Genomic DNA, 19,961 nt, shown 5'->3' on the forward strand with positions numbered 1-19,961 from the left:
CAGGTTCTACAAGAAGGGAACAGGGCGGTGGCTGCCCCGCAGTGCCGCCGGCTGCGCCGCACTGCCGCCCGCCGCGCTGCAGTGGCTCCGGCCGCCACGGGTCAGCGGTCGAAGTCGAGCTTCACCTCCCCGGTCACCGGATGGGACTGGCAGGCCAGCACATACCCCGCGTCCGTCTCCTCCGGCTCCAGCGCGAAGTTGCGGTCCATCCGCACCTCGCCCGAGACCAGGAAGGCCCGGCAGGTCCCGCACACCCCGCCCTTGCAGGCGTACGGCGCGTCGGAACGGCTGCGGAGCACCGTTTCCAGCAGCGACTCGCCCTCCTGTACCGGCCACGTGCCCGAGCGGCCGTCCAGGGTTGCCGTGAGCGTGCTGTGGGCGGGGGCCTCGACCCGTGGCCGGGTGGATGCGTCGGGGTTGTCCTCGACGTGGAAGATCTCCTGGTGGATGCGGGCCCGGTCGACGCCCAGACCGTGCAGCGCGCCCTCCGCGGCCCGGACCAGGCCGAGCGGGCCGCACAGGTACCAGCCCTCGACCTCAGTCAGCGGAAGCAGTGCCGGCAGCAGACCGGTGAGCCTTTCGCGATCGAGCCTTCCGGAAGGGAGACCCGCCTGCTGTTCCTCCCGGGAGAGCGCGGTGACCAACTGGAATCGGTCCGGATAGCGGTCCTTGAGATCGGCGACCTCGTCCAGGAACATCGTCGACGCGGCGGTCCGGTCGCTCCGGATCAGGCAGAACGAGGCATCGGTCTCCCGGGCCAGCAGGGTCGCCGCGATGGACAGCACCGGGGTGATGCCGCTGCCGCCGACGATCGCCGCGAACTGCCCGGCCCGCGGAGCGAGCACGAAACGCCCCATCGGGGGCATCGCCTCGACCTGGTCGCCGACCGCCAGCTCCTTGAGCGCGTACGTGGAGAACGCGCCGCCGTCGACGAGCCTGATACCCACCCGCAGTGCCGGCTCGGCAGGCTGCTCGGTGGCCGGCGCGCAGATCGAGTACGAGCGCCGGATCTCCTCGCCACCGACGGTGTAGCGGACATTGAGATGCTGGCCGGGCTTGTGGCGGAAGGTCTCGCGAAGCTGGGGCGGCACGGCGAAGGTGACGGCCACCGAATCGTCCGTGAGCCGCTCGATCGCGCTGACCCGGAGCGGATGGAACATCTACAACTCCTTGAAGTGGTCGAACGGTTCACGGCACGACACGCAGCGGCGCAGCGCCTTGCAGGCGGTCGACGAGAACCGGCTCAGAAGCTCCGTGTCGGTCGAGCCGCAGTGCGGACAGCGCACCGACAGGGTGAGGGGTACGGGCCCGGCGGAGGGGGACGCGGCGTCGTGCGGCCGCGGGGGCGCGATGCCGAACTCGGCGAGCTTGCGCCGTCCTTCCGCGCTTATGTCGTCCGTGGACCAGGCAGGGGAGAGGACGGTGACCACGGAGACCTCGATCATGCCGTGGTCGTGCAGCACCCGCTCGATGTCCGTGGACATGGCCTCTATCGCGGGGCAGCCGGTGTAGGTCGGGGTGAGCCGTACCGTGACGCGGCCCGGTGCGAGCACCTCCACGCCCCGGAGCACGCCCAGCTCCTCCAGGGTCAGTACGGGCAGCTCCGGATCGGGGACGGCGCCCGCCAGGCTGCGCAGCTCCTCCTCCAGGGCCGTCCAGGTCACCATGACGCCCCCGGGTGGCTGCGGTGCAGGTGCTGCATCTCGGCGATCATCCGGCCGAAGGGCTCCGTGTGGATGCCCTGCCGGCCCGCGCCGGCCGTCCAGGCGCCGGACTGTGGCCCAGCCGGCACGGTCAGCGTGGCCCGGTCCAGCACGGCGGTGATGGAGTCCAGCCAGCGACTGTGCAGTGCCTGCCAGTCCACGTCCACGCCTTCGACGGGCTGGAACAGCTCGCCGGTGTAGCGCCACAGGGCGTCCACCCCGCGCTGCATGCGCTCGTGACTCTCGTCCGTGCCGTCACCGAGGCGCAGGGTCCACTGCTCGGCGTGGTCCCGGTGGTAGGCGACCTCCTTGACGGCCTTGGCCGCCAGTCCGGCGAACTCGCCTTCGCCGGCCGCCAGCTGCTCGTACAGCCCGTGCTGGTGGACGGAGAAGTACAGCTGACGGGCGATGGTGTGGGCGAAGTCGCCGTTCGGCTGCTCGACCAGCTGGACGTTGCGAAAGGCGCGCTCCTCGCGCAGGTACGCCAGCTCGTCCTCGTTGCCGGTCAGGGAGAGCAGGACCCGGGCCTGGCCCAGCAGGTCCAGGGCGATGTTGGCGAGGGCCAGCTCCTCCTCCAGCACGGGGGCATGACCCGCCCACTCCCCCAGCCGGTGCGACAGCACCAGTGCGTCGTCGCCGAGTGCGAGGGCCGCGGTCACAGGTGCTTCACCCCGTCCGGGATCGCGTAGAACGTCGGGTGCCGGTAGGGCTTGTCACCCGCCGGTTCGAAGAACGTGTCCTTCTCGTCCGGCGAGGACGCCGTGATCTGGCTGGACGGCACCACCCAGAGGGAGACGCCTTCGGAGCGGCGCGTGTACAGATCGCGCGCGTTGCGCAGGGCCATCTCGGCGTCCGGGGCGTGCAGGCTGCCGGCGTGGGTGTGGGAGAGCCCGCGCCGCGAGCGCACGAACACCTCCCACAGCGGCCAGTCGGTCGAGCTGCTCATGCTGTCGCCTCCCCGTTCGGTACATCCGTGTGCTTCTGTGCGTACGCGGCGGCTGCGTCCCGGACCCAGGCGCCTTCCTCGTGAGCCCGGCGGCGCTGGGTGAGGCGCTGCTCGTTGCACGGCCCGTTGCCCTTCAGGACCTCCTGGAACTCCGTCCAGTCGATCGCCCCGAAATCGTGCTGACCGCGCTCCTCGTTCCATCGGAGGTCCGGGTCGGGGAGGGTGAGGCCCAGGACCTCGGCCTGCGGCACACAGATGTCCACGAAGCGCTGTCGCAACTCGTCGTTGGAATGCCGCTTGATCTTCCAGGTCATCGACTGCGCCGAATGCGACGAGGCGTCGTCCGGCGGGCCGAACATCATCAGGGACGGCCACCACCACCGGTTCACGGCGTCCTGGGCCATCTCGTGCTGCGCGGGTGTCCCGTGGCCGAGGGCGAGCAGCAGCTCGTAACCCTGGCGCTGGTGGAACGACTCCTCCTTGCAGATGCGGACCATTGCCCGGGCGTAGGGGCCGTAGGAGCAGCGGCAGAGAGGGACCTGGTTGGTGATCGCGGCGCCGTCCACGAGCCAGCCGACGGCGCCGACGTCCGCCCAGGTCAGGGTCGGGTAGTTGAAGATCGATGAATACCGCTGGCGCCCCGCGTGCAGCTTGTCGAGCAGCTCCTCGCGGCTCGTGCCGAGGGTCTCCGCCGCGCTGTACAGATACAGCCCGTGTCCCGCCTCGTCCTGCACCTTGGCCATCAGGATGGCCTTGCGGCGCAGCGAGGGGGCGCGGGTGATCCAGTTGGCCTCCGGCTGCATTCCGATGATCTCGGAATGGGCGTGCTGGGCCATTTGCCTGACCAGCGAGGCGCGGTAGGCGTCGGGCATCCAGTCGCGTGGCTCGATGCGCTCGTCGGCCGCCACCGCGGCATCGAAGCCCGCCTCCAGGGCTCCGTCCGCCCCATCGCTGCTGCCTGCTGTCGCCTGCGCTGTCTGGCCCGCAGTCACTGCCGCCATCCCGGACTCCCTACCGACCGATCGTTCGGTTCAATGTCTTCAATGGTGAGTCTGCGGCCCGTAGGGTGTCAACCCTGTGGATAACTGACCGGGATCGACGGGGATCGGGGCGGGATGGATTCGTACGACGACAAGGGCGTCGGCGGGGGTGTCGGCGGGGGTGCCGGTGGGAAGGTCGGCGGCGGGGGCGAGGCCGTGGGCGACCCCGATGCGCGTACCGTTCCCGAGCCCCGTACCGTTTTCGAGCCCCAGCCCCAGCCCCAGCCCCAGCCCCAGCCCCAGCCCCAGCCCCAGCCCCAGGCCGTTCTCGGGCCCCCTGCCGATCCGGTCCTGCACGCCGATGCGGACCACCGCCCCACCGATGCCGAGCCGCGCGTCGGCATGGCCGGGCTCTCGTTCCCGTACCAGGTCGTCGCCGCTGTCGCGCTGTCGGTGATCGGGCTGATCGCCTGCACACAGCTGGCCATGGTGTTCCTGCACGTCGCGCCGTCGAACACGCTGACCAAGCAGCACGGTGAGGCGATCGACGAATGGATCTACCCCGAGTTCGAGCAGAACTGGAAGCTCTTCGCCCCGAACCCTCTGCAGCAGAACATCGCCGTGCACGTGCGCGCTGAGATATCCGGCCCCGACAAGCGACGGACCACCCCCTGGATGAATCTCTCCGGCGAGGACGGCAAGGCGATACGCGGCAATCTGCTGCCCAGCCACGTCCAGCAGAACGAACTCCGCCGGGGCTGGGACTTCTACCTCGGCTCGCATAACAGCCAGAACCGGGCCAACGGCCTGCGCGGCAAGCTTTCCGAGCAGTACATTCGGCGCATCGTGATGCTGCGCCTCAGTGGGCACGACTACGGCGGCGACGTTCTGAGGATCCAGGTCCGGTCCGAGGCCCGGTCGGTCGCGGCCCCCGCGTGGAGCGGGGAGAAGATCAGCACCAAACCGTCCTACCGGGTGCTGCCCTGGTGGACCGTCACCGAGGCCGACCTTCCCAAGGGCTCGGCCGACTCCGAGGAGGCGGACCAGTGAGCACACCTGGCTTCGACCGCACGCTCGCCCGCGGCATCCAGCGCATCACCGCCGCATCCCTGGGGCGGCACCAGAGCGCTGTCATCCGGATCGGTTTCTCCGCCACGTACCTCCTGTTCCTGCTGCGCGAAATTCCGCACCGCCGCGAGATGTACGGCCCCGACGCCCCGTGGCGCTGGGACATGGGGCAGCAGCTCATCTCCGGCAATCAGGCCTTCACCACGCTGATGTGGTCGGACAGCGCCGTCTGGTTCGAGGTCGTGTACGCGCTGGCACTGGTCGCCTCCGCACTGCTGATGGTGGGCTGGCATACCCGGGCCATGTCCGTGCTGTTCATGGTCGGTGTGCTCTCCCTGCAGAACCGCAGCATCTTCATGGGCGACGGCGGCGACAACGTCATCCACCTCATGGCGATCTATCTGGTGCTGACCCGGTGCGGACAGGTCTGGTCCCTGGACGCCCGCCGTGCGCGTCGCACGTCCGGCGAAGAGCCTCGTCCTGGTGGTGATGTGGCCGGTCCGCTGCTGTGGGTGACCTTCGGCGCGGTCCTCTGCGGGGCCGCGGTGACGGGGAACCTGGGCGGGACCGCCTGGCTGCCGGTCTTCTTCTGGATCCTGTGGATCGGCCACGGCGTCTGGTGGGCCGTGAACCGGTACGCACCGCACAGCGAGCCGCGCACTCTGCTCGACGTCATCGCCAACCTCGCTCACAACGCCACACTCGTCGTGATCATGGCCGAGGTCTGCCTGATCTACGCGACTGCGGGCTGGTACAAGATCCAGGGTTCGCGCTGGCAGGACGGCACTGCGCTGTACTACCCGCTCAATCTTGACTACTTCACGCCGTGGCCCGGTCTCTCGGAGCTTCTCGCGACGAGCGGATTGATGGTGATGGTGCTGACGTACGCCACGGTCGCCGTGCAGGTCGCCTTCCCCTTCACCCTGTTCAACCGGCGCGTCAAGAACGTGCTGCTCGTGGCGATGATCTGCGAGCACCTCGGTATCGCCCTGCTTCTGGGGCTCCCCTTCTTCTCGATGGCCATGATCGCCGCGGACTCCGTCTTCCTGCCGACCGTCTTTCTGGTGTGGCTCGGAGGGAGGGCGACCCTCGGGCGGGATCTGTTGTTCCGGCGGCGCGGCAAGGTGCCGGGGCCGCGGGACGGTGCGCGTGAGGATGCCGGTGCCGGTGCCGGTGCCGGTGCCGAGGACCGGGAGGCGTGGCAGCACCGCGAAGGCGGGGGCCATACGCTCGTCGGGTGAGCAGCGAGACAGGCAGTACAGGCAGTACAGACAACACAGGCAGCACCGGTGGTGCGGGCGGGGCTGCCGACCCGTCCGTGGAGTCGGCGACGGGTGAGCCGGCACAGTACGACGAGGGGTTCGGGACGGAGATCGGCGTCGGGCCGCATCCCCTGCCCTGGCCCGTCGGCGAGCGGTACGACCCCGAGCTGCTCGCCCACGGCGACCGGCGCAACGTGGGCGATGCATACCGCTATTGGACGCGGGAAGCGATCGTCGCCGATCTCGATCTGCGGCGGCACGACTTTCACGTGGCGGTGGAGAACTGGGGCCACGACTTCAACATCGGCTCCGTCGTGCGCACCGCGAACGCCTTCCTCGCCAAGGAGGTGCACATCGTGGGGCGTCGGCGCTGGAACCGTCGCGGAGCGATGGTCACCGACCGCTACCAGCACGTCCGTCACCACCCGGACACCGCCGATCTGACCGCCTGGGCGGCGGCCGAAGGACTGCCGATCATCGGCATCGACAATCTGCCGGGCGCGGTGCCGCTGGAGCGGACCGAGCTGCCGCGGCGGTGTGTGCTGCTGTTCGGGCAGGAGGGGCCCGGGCTGACCGAGGAGGCTCGCAAGCACGCCTCGATGGTGTGCTCGATTGCGCAGTTCGGGTCGACGCGGTCGATCAATGCGGGGGCTGCGGCGGCGATTGCGATGCATGCGTGGGTGCAGCGGTACGCGGATATTCCGGGTGCGGGTCCGGGTCCGGGTCCGGGTGCGGGGCCCGGGGCGTAGGGGCAACGGGGAGGGCGGGGTGCGCCTGCTGCGGGCTCTGTTTCCTACCCGCCCCTTTCCGTAACCGGGGCTCCGCCCCGGACCCCGCTCCTCAAACGCCGGAGGGGCTGGGAGGGGTCCGGAGGGGCCGGAAAGGGGCCGTCGCGCTGGTGAGGGCCCGGTGGGTTGGAGTGGGGCTCAGCGTTGGCGGCGGACTTCCAGTGTGCGGAAGCGGTTGGAGACGAAGGCGCCGTCGCACAGCGCCGCGTTTGCCGCGGGGTTTCCTCCTGAGCCGTGGAAATCGGAGAACGCCGCCGTCTGGTTGACGTAGACCCCGCCGGTCAGATTCAGGGAGAGCTGGGCCGACTCGTCCAGGCAGACGTCCTCCACCGCGCGCTCCACCTCCGGTGAGGTGGTGTAGGCGCCGACCGTCATCGCCCCCTTGTCGCGGATGGTGCGGCGCAGCAGTTCCACCGCATCCGCCGTCGAATCGACCGCGACCGCGAACGAGACCGGGCCGAAGCACTCCGACAGGTAGGGCGAATCGTCGTCCGGCTTGCTGCCGTCGAGCTTGACGATCAGCGGTGTACGGACGACTGCTTCGGGGAAGTCCGGGTTGGCCACTTCCCGCGAGGGCAGAGCCACTTCGCCCAGCTGTGCGGCCGCCTCCAGGCGGGCCTTCACCGCCGGGTTGACCAGGGCGCCCAGCAGGCCGTTCGCCCGGGCGTCGTCACCCAGGAGTCCGGTGACGGCCGCGGCGATATCGGTGACCACGTCGTCGTACGACTTGTCGCCGACGTCCGTGGTGATGCCGTCCCGCGGGATCAGAAGGTTCTGCGGGGTGGTGCACATCTGGCCGCTGTACAGGGAGAGTGAGAACGCCAGGTTGGCCAGCATGCCGCGGTAGTCGTCCGTGGCGTCGAGGACGATCGTGTTGACCCCGGCCTTCTCCGTGTACACCTGTGCCTGGCGGGCGTTGGCCTCCAGCCAGTCACCGAACTCGGTGGAGCCGGTGTAGTCGATGATCCTGATCTCCGGACGGACCGCCAGGGTTTTGGCGATGCCCTCGCCCGGGCGCTCGGCGGCCAGCGCGACCAGGTTGGGGTCGAAGCCCGTCTCGGTGAGCACCTCGCGTGCCAGCTGGACGGTGAGGGCCAGTGGGAGCACCGCGCGGGGGTGCGGCTTGACCAGGACCGGATTGCCGGTGGCGAGGGAGGCGAAGAGGCCCGGGTAGCCGTTCCACGTGGGGAAGGTGTTGCAGCCGATCAGCAGTGAGATGCCGCGTCCGGCCGCGGTGAACGTCTTGTGCAGGTCGATCGGGTCGCGCTTGCCCTGCGGCTTCGACCAGTCGGCGCTCCGGGGGGCGCGCATCTGCTCCTCGTACGCATACGCCACCGCCTCCAGGCCGCGGTCCTGGGCGTGCGGGCCGCCGGCCTGGAACGCCATCATGAAGGCCTGTCCGCTGGTGTGCATCACCGCGTGGCCGAATTCATGGGTGCGGGCGCTGATCCGCGCCAGGATCTCCAGGCAGACCAGAGCCCTGGTCTCCGGGCCGGCCTCGCGCCAGGCGGGGATGCCCGCGCGCATCGCGGGGAGCAGCACGTCGAGGTCGGCGTGCGGATACTCGACGGCCAGCTCCGGACCGTACGGAGAGATCTCTCCGCCCGTCCACCCGTCGGTCCCGGGCTGGCCCAGGTCGAGACGGGTGTGCAGCACCGCGTCGAAGGCGGCCTTGCCCTCGGCGGCGCCCAGGCTGCCGGGCGCGCCGCCCTCGCCGTAGGCCTTCGGGTGCTCGGGATGCGGCGACCAGTAGGCACGCGAGCGGATCGCGTCGAGGGCCTGGTCGAGCGTGGGACGGTGCTTCTCGGACAGCAGGTGCGGGGAGAGCTCGGCGGCCATGACGGACCAACTCCTCATCGAGCTGGGCAGGGGCGGGCGGACAGAGTTAGAGTAACCGAACGATCGGTCGGGACAAGGGGGCCCACGAAACCTGTGGACAACTCGTAGGGGAGGATCGCGGGCATGACCACGGCCAAGCGGGACACGTACACCCCGGAGACTCTGCTCACCGTCGCCGTCCGTGTCTTCAATGAGCGCGGTTACGACGGCACGTCGATGGAGCACCTGTCGAAGGCGGCGGGCATCTCCAAGTCGTCCATCTACCACCATGTCGCCGGCAAGGAAGAGCTGCTGCGGCGCGCGGTCAGCCGGGCGCTGGACGGGCTTTTCGGCATCCTCGACGAGTCCGGCGCGACGCGGGGCCGTGCGATCGAGCGCGTCGAGTACGTCACGCGGCGCACCGTCGAGGTGCTGATATCCGAACTTCCCTACGTCACGCTGCTGCTGCGGGTGCGGGGCAACACGAAGACCGAGCGCTGGGCGCTCGAGCGGCGGCGTGAGTTCGACCAGCGCGTCGCCGATCTGCTCAAGGCGGCGGTCGCGGACGGTGATCTCCGCTCCGACGTGGACATACGGCTGGCGACGCGGCTGCTGTTCGGGATGGTCAACTCGCTGGTGGAGTGGTTCCGGCCGCTGTCGGACGGCGGCGCGGAGGGGGAGCGGCTCGCCGACACCGTCGTACAGCTCGCTTTCGAAGGCATGAAGTCCAGCCGCTGACCCGTCGCCCCCGGTGCCGGGTGTCCCGGCCGGTGTCCCGACTCAGGTGAGTTCCGTCGGCCGGTCGGAGCCCGGGGCCAGATCCGTCTCCTCGAACACCAGCAGTGTGCGGGTGGAGAGCACTTCCGGAATGGCCTGGATTCTCGTCAGGACCAGCTCGCGCAGCGACCGGTTGTCGGGGGTGTGCACGAGCAGCAGGACGTCGAAGTCGCCGCTGACCAGCGCGATGTGCGTGGCCCCGGGCAAGGCCTGGAGCTGCTCCCGCACGGTGCGCCAGGAATTCTGGACGATCTTGAGCGTGATGTACGCGGAGGCTCCCTGCCCGGCCCGCTCATGGTTCACCCGCGCGCTGAAGCCGCGGATCACACCGTCGTCGATGAGCCGGTTGATCCGGGCGTACGCGTTGGCCCGCGATACATGGACGCGGTCGGCCACCGACCGTATCGAGGCGCGGCCGTCCGTCTGGAGCAGTCGGAGGATGGCTTCGTCGACGGCGTCGAGCGGGCGCGCCGGGGGAATCCGGCCGGGCTCCTCGCCCCCGTCGGCCATTTGTTCAGCTGCCATGTTCGCGTGCCTCCCCGTCCTGGACGACCTGTGCCCATCCCAGGCTGTGGAGAACCGTTTGTCCACAGGCTGACGGTGCCTGTAGCCAAATTGCGCTCGCGACCGAACAATCGGTAGGTGAGGCGCACCACATTCGTGCCTTGCACGGCTTTCGTTATTTCGACATATATCAACACCCCTCGGCACCGGGCACCCCCGATGCCGCGGATGTCGTCCGATACCCCTCGACGCCAGGAGGTGCTTGTCATGACGGTCCAAGAGCTGCCCGGCGCGGCCGCCTACCGGCCCACGCCGCCCCCGGCCTGGAAGCCGCTCACCGATCCCGCGCCTCTGCTCCCGGACCCCGAGCCGTACCGCGTGCTCGGTACGGACGCCGCGGCCGACGCAGACCCCGAGCTGCTGCTGCGGCTCTACGCGGAGCTCGTGCGCGGCCGGCGGTACAACGCACAGGCGACCGCCCTCACCAAGCAGGGCCGGCTCGCCGTCTACCCGTCGAGCACCGGGCAGGAGGCCTGCGAGATCGCGGCCGCCCTGGTGCTGGAGGAGCGGGACTGGCTCTTTCCCAGCTACCGCGACACGCTCGCGGCCGTGGCGCGGGGACTGGACCCGGTCGAGGCCCTGACCCTGCTGCGAGGCGACCGGCACACCGGGTACGACCCCCGCGAGCACCGCATCGCCCCCCTGTGCACCCCGCTCGCCACCCAATTGCCGCATGCCGTGGGTCTGGCCCACGCGGCGCGGCTCAAGGGGGACGATGTGGTGGCGCTCGCCATGGTCGGTGACGGAGGCACCAGCGAGGGCGACTTCCACGAGGCGCTGAACTTCGCGGCCGTCTGGCGGGCCCCGGTCGTCTTCCTCGTGCAGAACAACGGCTTCGCCATCTCCGTACCCCTGGCCAAGCAGACTGCGGCACCGTCCCTGGCCCACAAGGCCGTGGGGTACGGGATGCCCGGCCGGCTGGTCGACGGCAATGACGCGGCCGCCGTGCACCAGGTGCTCGCCGAGGCTGTGGCACGCGCCAGGAGTGGCGGTGGGCCGACGCTCGTGGAGGCTGTCACCTACCGCATGGACGCGCACACGAACGCCGACGACGCGACGCGCTACCGCGGCGACAGTGAGGTCGAGGCCTGGCGGGCGCACGATCCGGTCCAGCTCATGGAGCGCGAGCTGACCGGGCGCGGACTGCTCGGCGACGACGGCATCGAGGAGGCGCGCGTGGCCGCGGAGCTGATGGCGGCGCAGCTGAGGGAGCGGATGAACGCGGACCCGGTGCTCGACCCGATGGACCTCTTCGCCCATGTGTACGCGGAGCAGACCACGCAACTGCGCGAGCAGGCGGCCCGCCTGCGGGTCGAGCTGGACGCGGAGCACGACCAGAACGACGAGCACAGCACGGACGACAGGGGTGCAGGGCGATGACCACCGCAGCGGCCACGGCCCGGGAGCGGACGGCGAAGGCCAAGCCCGCGACCATGGCACAGGCACTCGGGCGCGCGCTGCGCGACTCGATGGCCGAGGACCCCTCCGTGCACGTCCTCGGCGAGGATGTCGGGACGCTCGGCGGGGTCTTCCGGATCACCGACGGCCTGGCGAAGGAGTTCGGTGACGAGCGGTGCACCGACACCCCGCTGGCCGAGGCCGGCATCCTCGGGGCGGCCGTCGGCATGGCGATGTACGGGCTCAGGCCCGTCGTGGAGATGCAGTTCGACGCCTTCGCCTATCCGGCGTTCGAGCAGCTCATCAGCCATGTCGCCAAGATGCGGAACCGGACCGGGGGCGCGATGCCGCTGCCCATCACGGTCCGGGTCCCCTACGGCGGCGGAATCGGTGGCGTCGAGCACCACAGCGACTCCTCGGAGGCGTACTACATGGCGACCCCGGGTCTCCATGTCGTCACGCCCGCCACGGTCGAGGACGCGTACGGGCTGCTGAGGGCCTCGATCGCGTCCGACGACCCGGTGGTCTTCCTTGAGCCCAAGCGGCTCTACTGGTCCAAGGCGGACTGGTCGCCGCAGGCGCCCCCTGCGGTCGAGCCCATCGGGCGGGCGGTCGTGCGCCGCCCCGGGCGCAGCGCGACGCTGATCACGTACGGACCGTCGCTGCCGGTCTGCATGGAGGCGGCGCAGGCCGCTGTCGAGGAGGGCTGGGACCTCGAGGTCGTCGACCTGCGGTCGCTGGTGCCGTTCGACGACGAGACCGTCGCCGCATCCGTGCGGCGCACAGGGCGCGCCGTCGTCGTCCATGAGTCCACCGGCTTCGGCGGTCCGGGTGGCGAGATCGCCGCCCGGATCACCGAGCGCTGCTTCCACCATCTGGAGGCGCCGGTGCTGCGCGTCGCCGGGTTCGACATCCCGTATCCGCCGCCGATGCAGGAGCGCCATCATCTGCCGGGTGTGGACCGGGTGCTCGATGCCGTCGCACGACTGCAGTGGGAGGCGGACAACTGATGCCTCAGGTGCTTGAGTTCAAGCTTCCGGATCTCGGTGAGGGGCTGACCGAGGCGGAGATCGTGCGCTGGCTGGTGGAGGTCGGCGACGTCGTCGCCATCGACCAGCCGGTCGTCGAGGTCGAGACGGCCAAGGCGATGGTGGAGGTGCCGTGCCCGTACGGGGGCGTGGTGACCGCACGCTTCGGCGACGAAGGCACGGAACTGCCTGTTGGCGCGCCGCTGCTGACGGTCGCCGTCGGGAGCGTGGAACCGCCGGTGACCGGCGCCGGCTCCGGTGCGGCGGCCGCTGGTGCGGAGCCGTCCGGGTCCGGGAATGTGCTGGTGGGGTACGGGACCGGGGCGCCGCCGGTGCGGCGTCGGCGGGTCAGGCCGGAGAGCCTTTCGGTTCCTGCTGTGGCCACTGTTGCCTCCGCCTCCGCCTCCTCCGCATCCTCCGCCGCTGTGGCTCCTGGTGACGCTGTCGTCTCCGTCCGGGGTGCGGAGGGTGTACGAGGGCCGGTCGCGGTCGTCTCCCCGCTGGTGCGCAAGCTCGCGCGGCAGCATGACCTCGATCTGCGGCAGCTCGCGGGATCCGGGCCCGACGGGCTGATCCTGCGGGCCGATGTCGAGTCCGCCATCCGGTCGGCGGCTGCGGCCCCGGCCACTGAATCGGCCACCCCGTCGGCCACTGAATCGGCCAGGATGTCGGCCGGGACGCCTGCGGCACAGCCCGCGACGCCCGCGGTTCGGACCGCGGTGGCTGCCGGGCCGTCGGCACGCTCCGTCGGCGAACGGATTCCGTTGCGCGGTGTACGGGGTGCGGTCGCCGACAAGCTGGCGCGCAGCCGGCGCGAGATCCCCGACGCCACGTGCTGGGTGGACGCCGATGCCACCGAGCTGATGGCAGCCCGGGCAGCGATGAACGGCATCGTCGGTCTCGGCGCGGGTCCGAAGGTGTCGGTGCTCGCCCTCCTCGCCCGTATCTGCACGGCCGCCCTGGCCCGGTATCCCGAGCTCAACTCCACGGTGGACATGGAAGCGCGTGAGATCGTCCGGCTGCCGGAGGTCCACCTCGGGTTCGCGGCCCAGACCGAACGCGGGCTGGTCGTTCCGGTCGTCCGGGACGCGCAGGGGCGCAACGCGGAGTCGATCGGGGCGGAGATCGCCCGGCTTACGGAGGCGGCGAGGACGGGAACGCTGAAGCCGGCGGAGCTGACCGGCGGCACGTTCACGCTCAACAACTACGGGGTGTTCGGGGTCGACGGCTCGACACCGATCATCAACCACCCGGAGGCGGCGATGCTCGGGGTCGGCCGGATCGTCCCCAAGCCGTGGGTGTACGAGGGCGAGCTGGCCGTGCGACGAGTCGTCCAGCTCTCGCTGACCTTCGACCACCGGGTCTGCGACGGCGGCACGGCGGGAGGCTTCCTGCGCTACGTGGCCGACTGCGTGGAACAGCCGGCGGTGCTGCTACGGACGCTGTAGGGCGCGCGGCCGGGCGTCGTTCGGGTGTGGGGTGCGGGGCCGGGCGTCGTTCGGCTGTGTGCTGGGCGGCCGGGGCCCGTTCGCGGTTCTTCCGGCGCTCAGGAGATTCGCTGACCCGGTGACCCGGTGACCCGGTACTCCCCGATACTCCCCGTTCCGGTCTGTTCCGTGTTGATCCACGGGACCGTGGACGGGGAGGATCCACCGGATGGTGTGGCACGCATACTCGGGGCATGACCGCGTATGACGCCATCGTTCTCGCCGGAGGGGCCGCCAAGCGGCTCGGCGGCGCCGACAAGCCCGGGGTCCGCGTCGGCGGCCGTCCGCTGCTCGACCGGGTGCTCAGTGCCTGCGCCGGTGCCGGGACCACCGTGGTGGTGGGGGGAAGGCGGCCCACCGCGCGCGCGGTGACCTGGACGCGCGAAGAGCCTCAGGGTGGTGGCCCGTTGGCCGCGCTCGGTGCGGGGGTGCGGCACACGGCGGCGGAGCGCGTACTCGTGCTCTCCGCCGATCTGCCGTTCCTCGGGGCGGACACGATCGGCTCGTTGCTGGAAGCGGCCGGCCAGGGGGATGTGGAGGGTGCCGTCTGCACCGATCAGGACGGCCGGGACCAGCCGCTGGTCGCCGTCTACCGGGCGGAGCCGTTGCGCCGCGAACTGGCGCTCGTCGCCACCGAGCACGGCGGTCTGGCGGGTCTGCCGCTGCGGTTGCTCACCCACGAACTGAAGCTGTCCAGAGTGGCGGCGGACCCGCTCGCCTCGTTCGACTGCGACACCTGGGAGGACATCGCTTCGGCCCGGGCCCGGATCAGGGAGCATGGGACCGTGCTGGACGAATGGATCACCGCAGTCAAGAACGAACTGGGCATCGAACTCGACGTCGACACCGATGTCCTGCTCGACCTCGCCCGTGATGCCGCCCACGGTGTCGCTCGCCCTGCCGCGCCCCTGACGACGTTCCTGGTCGGTTACGCGGCGGCGAAGGCGAGCGGTGGCGGCGGCGGCGTGGAGGCAGTGGCCGAGGCTGCCCGGAAGGCGGCCGCTCTCGCCCTCCGGTGGGCGGACGAAACCGAGACGCCATGACGGGCCAGAGCGATGGAGCCGAACGGTCGCCCGCTACGGACCGGCTCCCTCCGGCCATGGGCAGGCTCCCTCCCACGACGGGCGTGGCGGGCAGGTCGGGCGCGGTGGGCAGGTCGGGCGCGACGGCCGCGACGGACGGGGCGGATGTGCCGGGCACGCCGACCGTGGCGGCGCCGGGTGCCGGGCGCCCAGCTCCGGAGTCCGGCCGGGGCGCCGAACGGAACAGCGCTGCCGAGGCCGAGGCCGACGACGAGGAGCGGGCCATGGCGCAGGCCCTCGCCCTGGTCGGCCGACAGGCGCCTCCAGGATCGGACCCGTGGCAGGACCCGGGGCAGGACCCGGGGCAGGACCCGGGAACAAATCCGGGGTCAGACCCGGGGTCAGACCCGGGAGTAAATCCGAGGTCAAACCCGGGGGCAGACCCGAGTGCGGACCCATGGGGAGGGCCGGAGCCCCGGGCCTCGGAGCCGTCCCAGGACCGCGACCGGCCCCCGCAGCCGGCCCGGACCGATCCGGCCGCCACTCCGCGACACGCGGGCCCCATCGCCTCGCCCCGCCACGCGAGCCCCACCGCTTCCGCCCACCGCGTCGGCCCGGACTCGGGCTCCCCTGACCGCGTCGGGCCCTCCCCCGCGCCCGACCGGGACCGGCCCACCCCCCGCGACCGGCCGCATACCCGCGCCACCTCGTGGGGCGAGGCCCGTGCCGTTGCCGCCAGGGCCGGGCGGACGGTTCCTCCGCGTACCGTGCGGCTTCCTCTCGACCGGACGCTCGGGCACGTGCTCGCCGAGCCGCTCGCCGCTCTCACCGACCTGCCGCCCTTCGACACCTCCGCCATGGACGGCTGGGCCGTCGCAGGGCCGGGACCGTGGGCCATCCGGGACGACGAGGGGATCCTCGCCGGTCACGCCACACCCACCCCGATCCCCGACGGCGATGCCATCCGCATCGCCACAGGGGCCCGGATCCCGGCGGACGTCACCGCCGTCATCCGAAGCGAACACGCCCACGCCGACAGGGCCAAGGGGTCGCTGCACGCCCGGCGCCAGGTGAATCCCGGGCAGGACATCAGGCCGCGCGGACAGGAGTGCCGCTCGGGCGACCAACTCCTCCCTGCCGGAACGCTGGTGACGCCCGCCGTCCTCGGACTGGCCGCAGCCGCCGGCTACGACGAACTGCCGACTCGGCCCCGGCCGCGCGTCGACGTCCTCGTCCTGGGCGACGAACTCCTCACCGCCGGGCTGCCGCACGACGGCCTGATCCGGGATGCGCTCGGCCCGATGATCGGCCCCTGGCTGCGCGCGCTGGGTGCCGAAGTCTCCGCGCCGCGCCGCCTCGGCGACGACGCGGAAGCCCTCCAGCAGGCCGTCACCGGCTCCGACGCCGACCTGATCGTCACCACCGGCGGTACCGCCGCCGGACCTGTCGACCATGTGCACCCCGTCCTGGCCCGGATCGGTGCCGAGCTGCTCGTCGACGGGGTGGCCGTGCGCCCAGGCCACCCGATGCTGCTGGCCCGGCTGGCGGCCGGAGGCCCGTATCTGGTCGGGCTGCCCGGCAACCCGCTGGCCGCGGTGTCCGGGTTGCTCACCCTGGCCGAGCCGCTGCTCAACGGGCTGGCAGGCCGGACCCCCGAGGACGCCTACCGAGTGGCCATACGCGGCGACGTGCACGGCCATCCGCACGACACGCGTCTGGTACCCGTGGTCCATCGCACAGACGACACTCGCGGCCCGGCCACCGGCCCCGTCACCGGCCCCACTTCTGCCCCCGGTTCGGCAACTCGCCGCGACAGCAAGGGAACCGGAGGCGGTGCAGATTACGTCGTACCCCTGCATTACAACGGACCTGCCATGCTGCGCGGCGTCGCCGCGGCGGACGGGCTGGCCGTTGTGGAGCCGGGCGGGGTACGGTCCGGCACCGAGGTGGAGATCCTCGATCTACCGTGGGCCCCGGCGACGCCGTGGACTGAAGGGTGTTTCACGTGAAACTTCCCGGCCATGACGCGATGGCCAGGCGCGCCGACGAGCATGTCGTCCCCACCCGGGTGATGCTCCCGCGCAGGGTCGTCGACGGACCGGCTCGTCAGGTCGCCAAGCGGCTGATGATGGCTCTGATGGTGCTGGCTGCCACGGTGCTGATCGTCTGGGTCGACCGTGGCGGCTACCACGACGCCGCCGACGGCAAGGTCGACCTTCTGGACGCGGTGTACTACGCGACGGTCACGCTCTCCACCACCGGATACGGCGACATCACTCCGTACGGCGACGGCGCCCGGCTCACCAATGTGGTGCTCGTGACACCACTGCGCGTCCTCTTCCTCATCATCCTGGTCGGCACCACCCTTGAGGTCCTTACGGAACGGACCCGCGAGGACTTCCGGCTGAAGCGTTGGAGAACCAACTTGCGTGACCACACCGTTGTCGTCGGCTTCGGCACGAAGGGCCGTTCGGCTATCCAGACCCTCTGCGCCACCGGGCTGCGGAAGGACCAGATCGTCGTCGTCGACCCGGCGTCCAAGGTGATAGAGATCGCCAACGCCGAGGGCTTCACCGGCGTGCTCGGGGACGCGACACGTAGCGACGTGCTGCTGCGGGCCGAGCTGCAGAAGGCGCGGCAGATCATCATCGCCACCCAGCGCGACGACACGGCGGTGCTGGTCGCACTGACCGCACGTCAGCTCAACCGCGGCGCGAAGATCGTGGCCGCGGTCCGCGAGGAGGAGAACGCTCCCCTGCTGCGGCAGTCCGGCGCCGACGCCGTCATCACCAGCGCCAGCGCGGCGGGACGGCTGCTCGGTCTCTCCGTGCTCAGCCCCAGTGCGGGAACGGTGATGGAGGACCTGATCCAGCAGGGCAGCGGACTCGATCTCGTCGAACGGCCGGTCATAAAGGCCGAGGTGGGCAAGAGCGTCCGGGAGACCGATGACCTGGTCGTCAGCGTCCTGCGTGGCCACCGGCTGCTGGGGTATGACGATCCGGCCGCCAGTCCGCTGCAGCTGACGGACCGGCTGATCACCATCGTGCGTGCCTCCAACGAGCCGCCCCTGAACCACCCTCCGCAGGCGGCCCCGCGCGTCTGAGCGACGCGGGCCGCCGACTGCCCCCGCCCGGGTGCGGCGCGGATACGTTGGCTGTCCTCGCCCGGGTGCGACGCGGGCCGCAGACTGCCCTCGCCCGGGTGCGGCGCGGATCCGCCGGCTGTCCCGCGCCGCACCACCGCGCATCGTGGCCGTCCACCCGCCACGGAGTAGCCTCGCGGCCATGCATGCGATCACGATCCCCGAACCCGGTGGCCCAGAGGCGCTCGTGTGGGCCGAGGTGCCCGATCCCGTACCCGGCGAGGGCGAGGTCCTCGTCGATGTCGTGTCCAGCGCGGTCAACCGGGCCGATGTGCTCCAGCGGCAGGGCTTCTACAACCCGCCGCCCGGCGCGTCCCCCTACCCGGGTCTGGAGTGCGCGGGCCGCATCTCGGCCCTCGGTCCCGGAGTCATCGGCTGGTCGGTCGGCGACGAGGTGTGCGCGCTCCTCGCGGGCGGCGGCTATGCGGAGAAGGTCGCCGTCCCCGTCGGGCAGTTGCTCCCCGTACCGGGCGGGCTGGACCTCACACTTGCTGCGGCGCTGCCCGAAGTGACGGCCACCGTCTGGTCCAACGTGTTCATGGTGGCCCACCTGCGCCCCGCCGAGACACTGCTGGTGCACGGCGGGTCGAGTGGTATCGGCACGATGGCGATCCAGCTCGCCAAGGCCGTCGGCGCCCGGGTCGCCGTGACCGCCGGAGGGCCGGAGAAGCTGGCCCGCTGTGCGGAACTCGGCGCGGACATCCTCATCGACTACCGGGAACAGGACTTCGTCGAGGAGCTCCGCAAGGCGACGGACGGAGCGGGTGCGGACGTCATCCTCGACATCGTCGGTGCGAAGTACCTGGACCGGAACGTGCAGGCGCTCGCCGTCAACGGGCGGCTCGCGATCATCGGCCTCCAGGGCGGGGCAAAGGGCGAGCTGAACCTCGGCGCGCTGCTGAGCAAGCGGGCTGCCGTCACGGCGACCTCACTGCGCGGGCGCCCGCTCGCCGAGAAGGCCGCGATCGTGGCCGCCGTACGCGAACACGTCTGGCCGTTGATCGCCGACGGCGTCGTCCGGCCAGTCGTGGACCGCACACTGCCGATGCAGGACGCGGCAGAGGCCCATCGGGTGATGGAGTCCAGCACCCACGTCGGCAAGGTCCTCTTGCAGGCACCCGCAACGGCCTGATCCCGCTCCAGAGCGCCCAACGGCCTCTCGCAGAGCCCCGCAGACCAGCCCCGCAGAGCCAAGAACGCGCGAAGGGCCCGGTACACGAACTCAAGCTTCGTGTGCCGGGCCCTTCGCGCGGGATCAGTGGAGCAGTGGAGCAGTGGATCGGTGGATCGGTGGATCGGTGGGTCCAGGGGTACGGAACCGGGCCGGTACTACAGGTACGGGCCGGAGCGGAGCGCTCCGTGCGGGTCCGCGCCGCCGTCCTCCTCCTCGTGACCGCTGCCGGGAGGCAGCGCGCGGCGCATCTGCTCCAGCTGCGCCCGGGCCGCCATCTGCTGGGCGAACAACGCCGTCTGGATGCCGTGGAAAAGGCCCTCCAGCCAGCCGACCAGCTGAGCCTGTGCGATCCGGAGTTCCGCCTCGGAGGGGACCGACTCCTCGGTGAACGGCAGGGAGAGCCGCTCCAGCTCCTCCACCAGCTCCGGCGCGAGGCCGTCCTCCAGCTCCTTGACCGAGCTGGCGTGGATCTCCTTCAGGCGCACTCGGCTCGCCTCGTCCAGGGGAGCCGCCCTGACCTCCTCCAGGAGTTGCTTGATCATGCTGCCGATGCGCATGACCTTCGCGGGCTGCTCGACCATCTCCGTCACCGGGACCTCCCGCGACTCGTCGTCAGTGCCACCGCCACCGCCGCCGATCGCCATTCCGTCCTGTCCCACTACGAGGACTTGGGGGTGCTCCTGCGACCGTTCATTCCTCGGCATCTCCATGCCGCCCATTGTCTCGCACACGCGCCGTACAACATGGTGGTGCCCCCGGGAACGGATGATCCACCGTTTCCGAGGGCACCGGATGTGCGCAGGA

Annotated in this window: 19 protein-coding genes; 11 read left to right on the top strand and 8 right to left on the bottom strand. The window is 71.0% G+C overall.

Annotated elements, in window-relative coordinates:
• Positions 1-101 precede the first annotated feature (101 nt).
• The 5 genes from ACIOEW_RS15020 to paaA are packed head-to-tail and all read right to left on the bottom strand — an operon-like array spanning position 102 to position 3,650.
• A complete protein-coding gene (locus tag ACIOEW_RS15020; protein ID WP_401964143.1) occupies positions 102-1,160 on the bottom strand; it encodes a 2Fe-2S iron-sulfur cluster-binding protein in 1,059 nt (352 codons plus the stop codon).
• Entirely contained in the window at positions 1,161-1,667 is a 507-nt protein-coding gene (paaD, locus tag ACIOEW_RS15025; protein WP_401964145.1) for a 1,2-phenylacetyl-CoA epoxidase subunit PaaD, read from the bottom strand.
• Positions 1,661-2,362, bottom strand: a complete 702-nt coding sequence (gene paaC, locus ACIOEW_RS15030; RefSeq protein WP_401964146.1) for a 1,2-phenylacetyl-CoA epoxidase subunit PaaC — start codon at positions 2,360-2,362, stop codon at positions 1,661-1,663. The genes paaD and paaC overlap by 7 nt, the downstream gene beginning before the upstream one ends.
• On the bottom strand, positions 2,359-2,649 hold the full coding sequence (gene paaB, locus ACIOEW_RS15035) for a 1,2-phenylacetyl-CoA epoxidase subunit PaaB (protein ID WP_219572877.1): 291 nt from the start codon (positions 2,647-2,649) through the stop codon (positions 2,359-2,361). Before paaB ends, paaC begins: the two co-directional genes overlap by 4 nt.
• Entirely contained in the window at positions 2,646-3,650 is a 1,005-nt protein-coding gene (gene paaA / locus ACIOEW_RS15040; protein WP_401964148.1) for a 1,2-phenylacetyl-CoA epoxidase subunit PaaA, read from the bottom strand. Before paaA ends, paaB begins: the two co-directional genes overlap by 4 nt.
• A gap of 114 nt (positions 3,651-3,764) precedes the next feature.
• Between paaA and ACIOEW_RS15045 the strand changes: the two genes are divergently transcribed.
• The 3 genes from ACIOEW_RS15045 to ACIOEW_RS15055 are packed head-to-tail and all read left to right on the top strand — an operon-like array spanning position 3,765 to position 6,708.
• Positions 3,765-4,679, top strand: coding sequence for a DUF5819 family protein (locus ACIOEW_RS15045; protein WP_401964149.1), 915 nt, complete (start codon positions 3,765-3,767; stop codon positions 4,677-4,679).
• Positions 4,676-5,938, top strand: a complete 1,263-nt coding sequence (locus ACIOEW_RS15050) for an HTTM domain-containing protein (protein WP_401964151.1) — start codon at positions 4,676-4,678, stop codon at positions 5,936-5,938. Before ACIOEW_RS15045 ends, ACIOEW_RS15050 begins: the two co-directional genes overlap by 4 nt.
• The gene (locus ACIOEW_RS15055) at positions 5,935-6,708 is read left to right on the top strand and encodes a TrmH family RNA methyltransferase (RefSeq protein WP_401964152.1); all 774 of its coding nucleotides are present in this window, start codon (positions 5,935-5,937) and stop codon (positions 6,706-6,708) included. The genes ACIOEW_RS15050 and ACIOEW_RS15055 overlap by 4 nt, the downstream gene beginning before the upstream one ends.
• A 177-nt stretch (positions 6,709-6,885) precedes the next feature.
• On the opposite strand, the gene paaN is transcribed toward ACIOEW_RS15055, so the two are convergent.
• Complete coding sequence (gene paaN / locus ACIOEW_RS15060; protein WP_401964154.1) at positions 6,886-8,586, bottom strand: phenylacetic acid degradation protein PaaN; 1,701 nt, start codon at positions 8,584-8,586, stop codon at positions 6,886-6,888.
• Between the two features lie 123 nt (positions 8,587-8,709).
• On the opposite strand from paaN, the gene ACIOEW_RS15065 reads away from it, so the two are divergent.
• Positions 8,710-9,303, top strand: coding sequence for a TetR/AcrR family transcriptional regulator (locus ACIOEW_RS15065; RefSeq protein WP_362539873.1), 594 nt, complete (start codon positions 8,710-8,712; stop codon positions 9,301-9,303).
• A 42-nt stretch (positions 9,304-9,345) separates the two neighbouring features.
• On the opposite strand, the gene ACIOEW_RS15070 is transcribed toward ACIOEW_RS15065, so the two are convergent.
• Complete coding sequence (locus ACIOEW_RS15070; protein WP_401964450.1) at positions 9,346-9,852, bottom strand: Lrp/AsnC family transcriptional regulator; 507 nt, start codon at positions 9,850-9,852, stop codon at positions 9,346-9,348.
• A gap of 261 nt (positions 9,853-10,113) precedes the next feature.
• Between ACIOEW_RS15070 and pdhA the strand changes: the two genes are divergently transcribed.
• From pdhA to ACIOEW_RS15105, 7 genes are all read left to right on the top strand, one after another.
• Positions 10,114-11,286 (top strand): pyruvate dehydrogenase (acetyl-transferring) E1 component subunit alpha, encoded by a 1,173-nt coding sequence (gene pdhA, locus ACIOEW_RS15075; RefSeq protein WP_401964155.1) that lies wholly within the window; start codon positions 10,114-10,116, stop codon positions 11,284-11,286.
• Positions 11,283-12,314 carry an alpha-ketoacid dehydrogenase subunit beta gene (locus ACIOEW_RS15080; RefSeq protein ID WP_362539864.1) on the top strand — a complete coding sequence of 344 codons (1,032 nt, stop codon included), beginning with the start codon at positions 11,283-11,285 and terminating at the stop codon, positions 12,312-12,314. The genes pdhA and ACIOEW_RS15080 overlap by 4 nt, the downstream gene beginning before the upstream one ends.
• Positions 12,314-13,780 carry a dihydrolipoamide acetyltransferase family protein gene (locus tag ACIOEW_RS15085; protein ID WP_401964157.1) on the top strand — a complete coding sequence of 489 codons (1,467 nt, stop codon included), beginning with the start codon at positions 12,314-12,316 and terminating at the stop codon, positions 13,778-13,780. The genes ACIOEW_RS15080 and ACIOEW_RS15085 overlap by 1 nt, the downstream gene beginning before the upstream one ends.
• Before the next feature lie 233 nt (positions 13,781-14,013).
• Positions 14,014-14,862, top strand: coding sequence for an NTP transferase domain-containing protein (locus ACIOEW_RS15090; protein WP_401964159.1), 849 nt, complete (start codon positions 14,014-14,016; stop codon positions 14,860-14,862).
• A 263-nt stretch (positions 14,863-15,125) separates the two neighbouring features.
• Positions 15,126-16,850, top strand: coding sequence for a molybdopterin-binding protein (locus tag ACIOEW_RS15095; RefSeq protein WP_401964451.1), 1,725 nt, complete (start codon positions 15,126-15,128; stop codon positions 16,848-16,850).
• Positions 16,851-16,870: 20 nt separating this feature from the next.
• The gene (locus tag ACIOEW_RS15100; RefSeq protein WP_362540573.1) at positions 16,871-17,944 is read left to right on the top strand and encodes a potassium channel family protein; all 1,074 of its coding nucleotides are present in this window, start codon (positions 16,871-16,873) and stop codon (positions 17,942-17,944) included.
• Between the two features lie 181 nt (positions 17,945-18,125).
• Positions 18,126-19,115: an NAD(P)H-quinone oxidoreductase gene (locus ACIOEW_RS15105; protein WP_401964160.1), complete on the top strand. Its 990-nt coding sequence runs from the start codon at positions 18,126-18,128 to the stop codon at positions 19,113-19,115.
• Between the two features lie 197 nt (positions 19,116-19,312).
• Here ACIOEW_RS15105 and ACIOEW_RS15110 read toward each other — a convergent pair whose 3' ends face one another.
• Complete coding sequence (locus tag ACIOEW_RS15110; protein WP_401964161.1) at positions 19,313-19,867, bottom strand: bacterial proteasome activator family protein; 555 nt, start codon at positions 19,865-19,867, stop codon at positions 19,313-19,315.
• Between the last annotated feature and the right edge of the window lie 94 nt (positions 19,868-19,961).

The organism is Streptomyces sp. NPDC087901 (genome assembly GCF_044742205.1).
GTDB lineage: Bacteria > Actinomycetota > Actinomycetes > Streptomycetales > Streptomycetaceae > Streptomyces.

Excerpts from the sequence above, each read along its gene's own strand:
- ACIOEW_RS15020 (WP_401964143.1), bottom strand. The coding sequence starts at position 1,160 with ATGTTCCATCCGCTCCGGGTCAGCGCGATCGAGCGGCTCACGGACGAT.
- paaD (WP_401964145.1), bottom strand. The coding sequence starts at position 1,667 with ATGGTGACCTGGACGGCCCTGGAGGAGGAGCTGCGCAGCCTGGCGGGC.
- paaB (WP_219572877.1), bottom strand. The coding sequence starts at position 2,649 with ATGAGCAGCTCGACCGACTGGCCGCTGTGGGAGGTGTTCGTGCGCTCG.
- paaA (WP_401964148.1), bottom strand. The coding sequence starts at position 3,650 with ATGGCGGCAGTGACTGCGGGCCAGACAGCGCAGGCGACAGCAGGCAGC.
- ACIOEW_RS15045 (WP_401964149.1), top strand. The coding sequence starts at position 3,765 with ATGGATTCGTACGACGACAAGGGCGTCGGCGGGGGTGTCGGCGGGGGT.
- paaN (WP_401964154.1), bottom strand. The coding sequence starts at position 8,586 with ATGGCCGCCGAGCTCTCCCCGCACCTGCTGTCCGAGAAGCACCGTCCC.
- ACIOEW_RS15065 (WP_362539873.1), top strand. The coding sequence starts at position 8,710 with ATGACCACGGCCAAGCGGGACACGTACACCCCGGAGACTCTGCTCACC.
- ACIOEW_RS15070 (WP_401964450.1), bottom strand. The coding sequence starts at position 9,852 with ATGGCCGACGGGGGCGAGGAGCCCGGCCGGATTCCCCCGGCGCGCCCG.
- pdhA (WP_401964155.1), top strand. The coding sequence starts at position 10,114 with ATGACGGTCCAAGAGCTGCCCGGCGCGGCCGCCTACCGGCCCACGCCG.
- ACIOEW_RS15080 (WP_362539864.1), top strand. The coding sequence starts at position 11,283 with ATGACCACCGCAGCGGCCACGGCCCGGGAGCGGACGGCGAAGGCCAAG.
- ACIOEW_RS15085 (WP_401964157.1), top strand. The coding sequence starts at position 12,314 with ATGCCTCAGGTGCTTGAGTTCAAGCTTCCGGATCTCGGTGAGGGGCTG.
- ACIOEW_RS15090 (WP_401964159.1), top strand. The coding sequence starts at position 14,014 with ATGACCGCGTATGACGCCATCGTTCTCGCCGGAGGGGCCGCCAAGCGG.
- ACIOEW_RS15095 (WP_401964451.1), top strand. The coding sequence starts at position 15,126 with ATGGCGCAGGCCCTCGCCCTGGTCGGCCGACAGGCGCCTCCAGGATCG.
- ACIOEW_RS15100 (WP_362540573.1), top strand. The coding sequence starts at position 16,871 with ATGGCCAGGCGCGCCGACGAGCATGTCGTCCCCACCCGGGTGATGCTC.
- ACIOEW_RS15105 (WP_401964160.1), top strand. The coding sequence starts at position 18,126 with ATGCATGCGATCACGATCCCCGAACCCGGTGGCCCAGAGGCGCTCGTG.
- ACIOEW_RS15110 (WP_401964161.1), bottom strand. The coding sequence starts at position 19,867 with ATGGAGATGCCGAGGAATGAACGGTCGCAGGAGCACCCCCAAGTCCTC.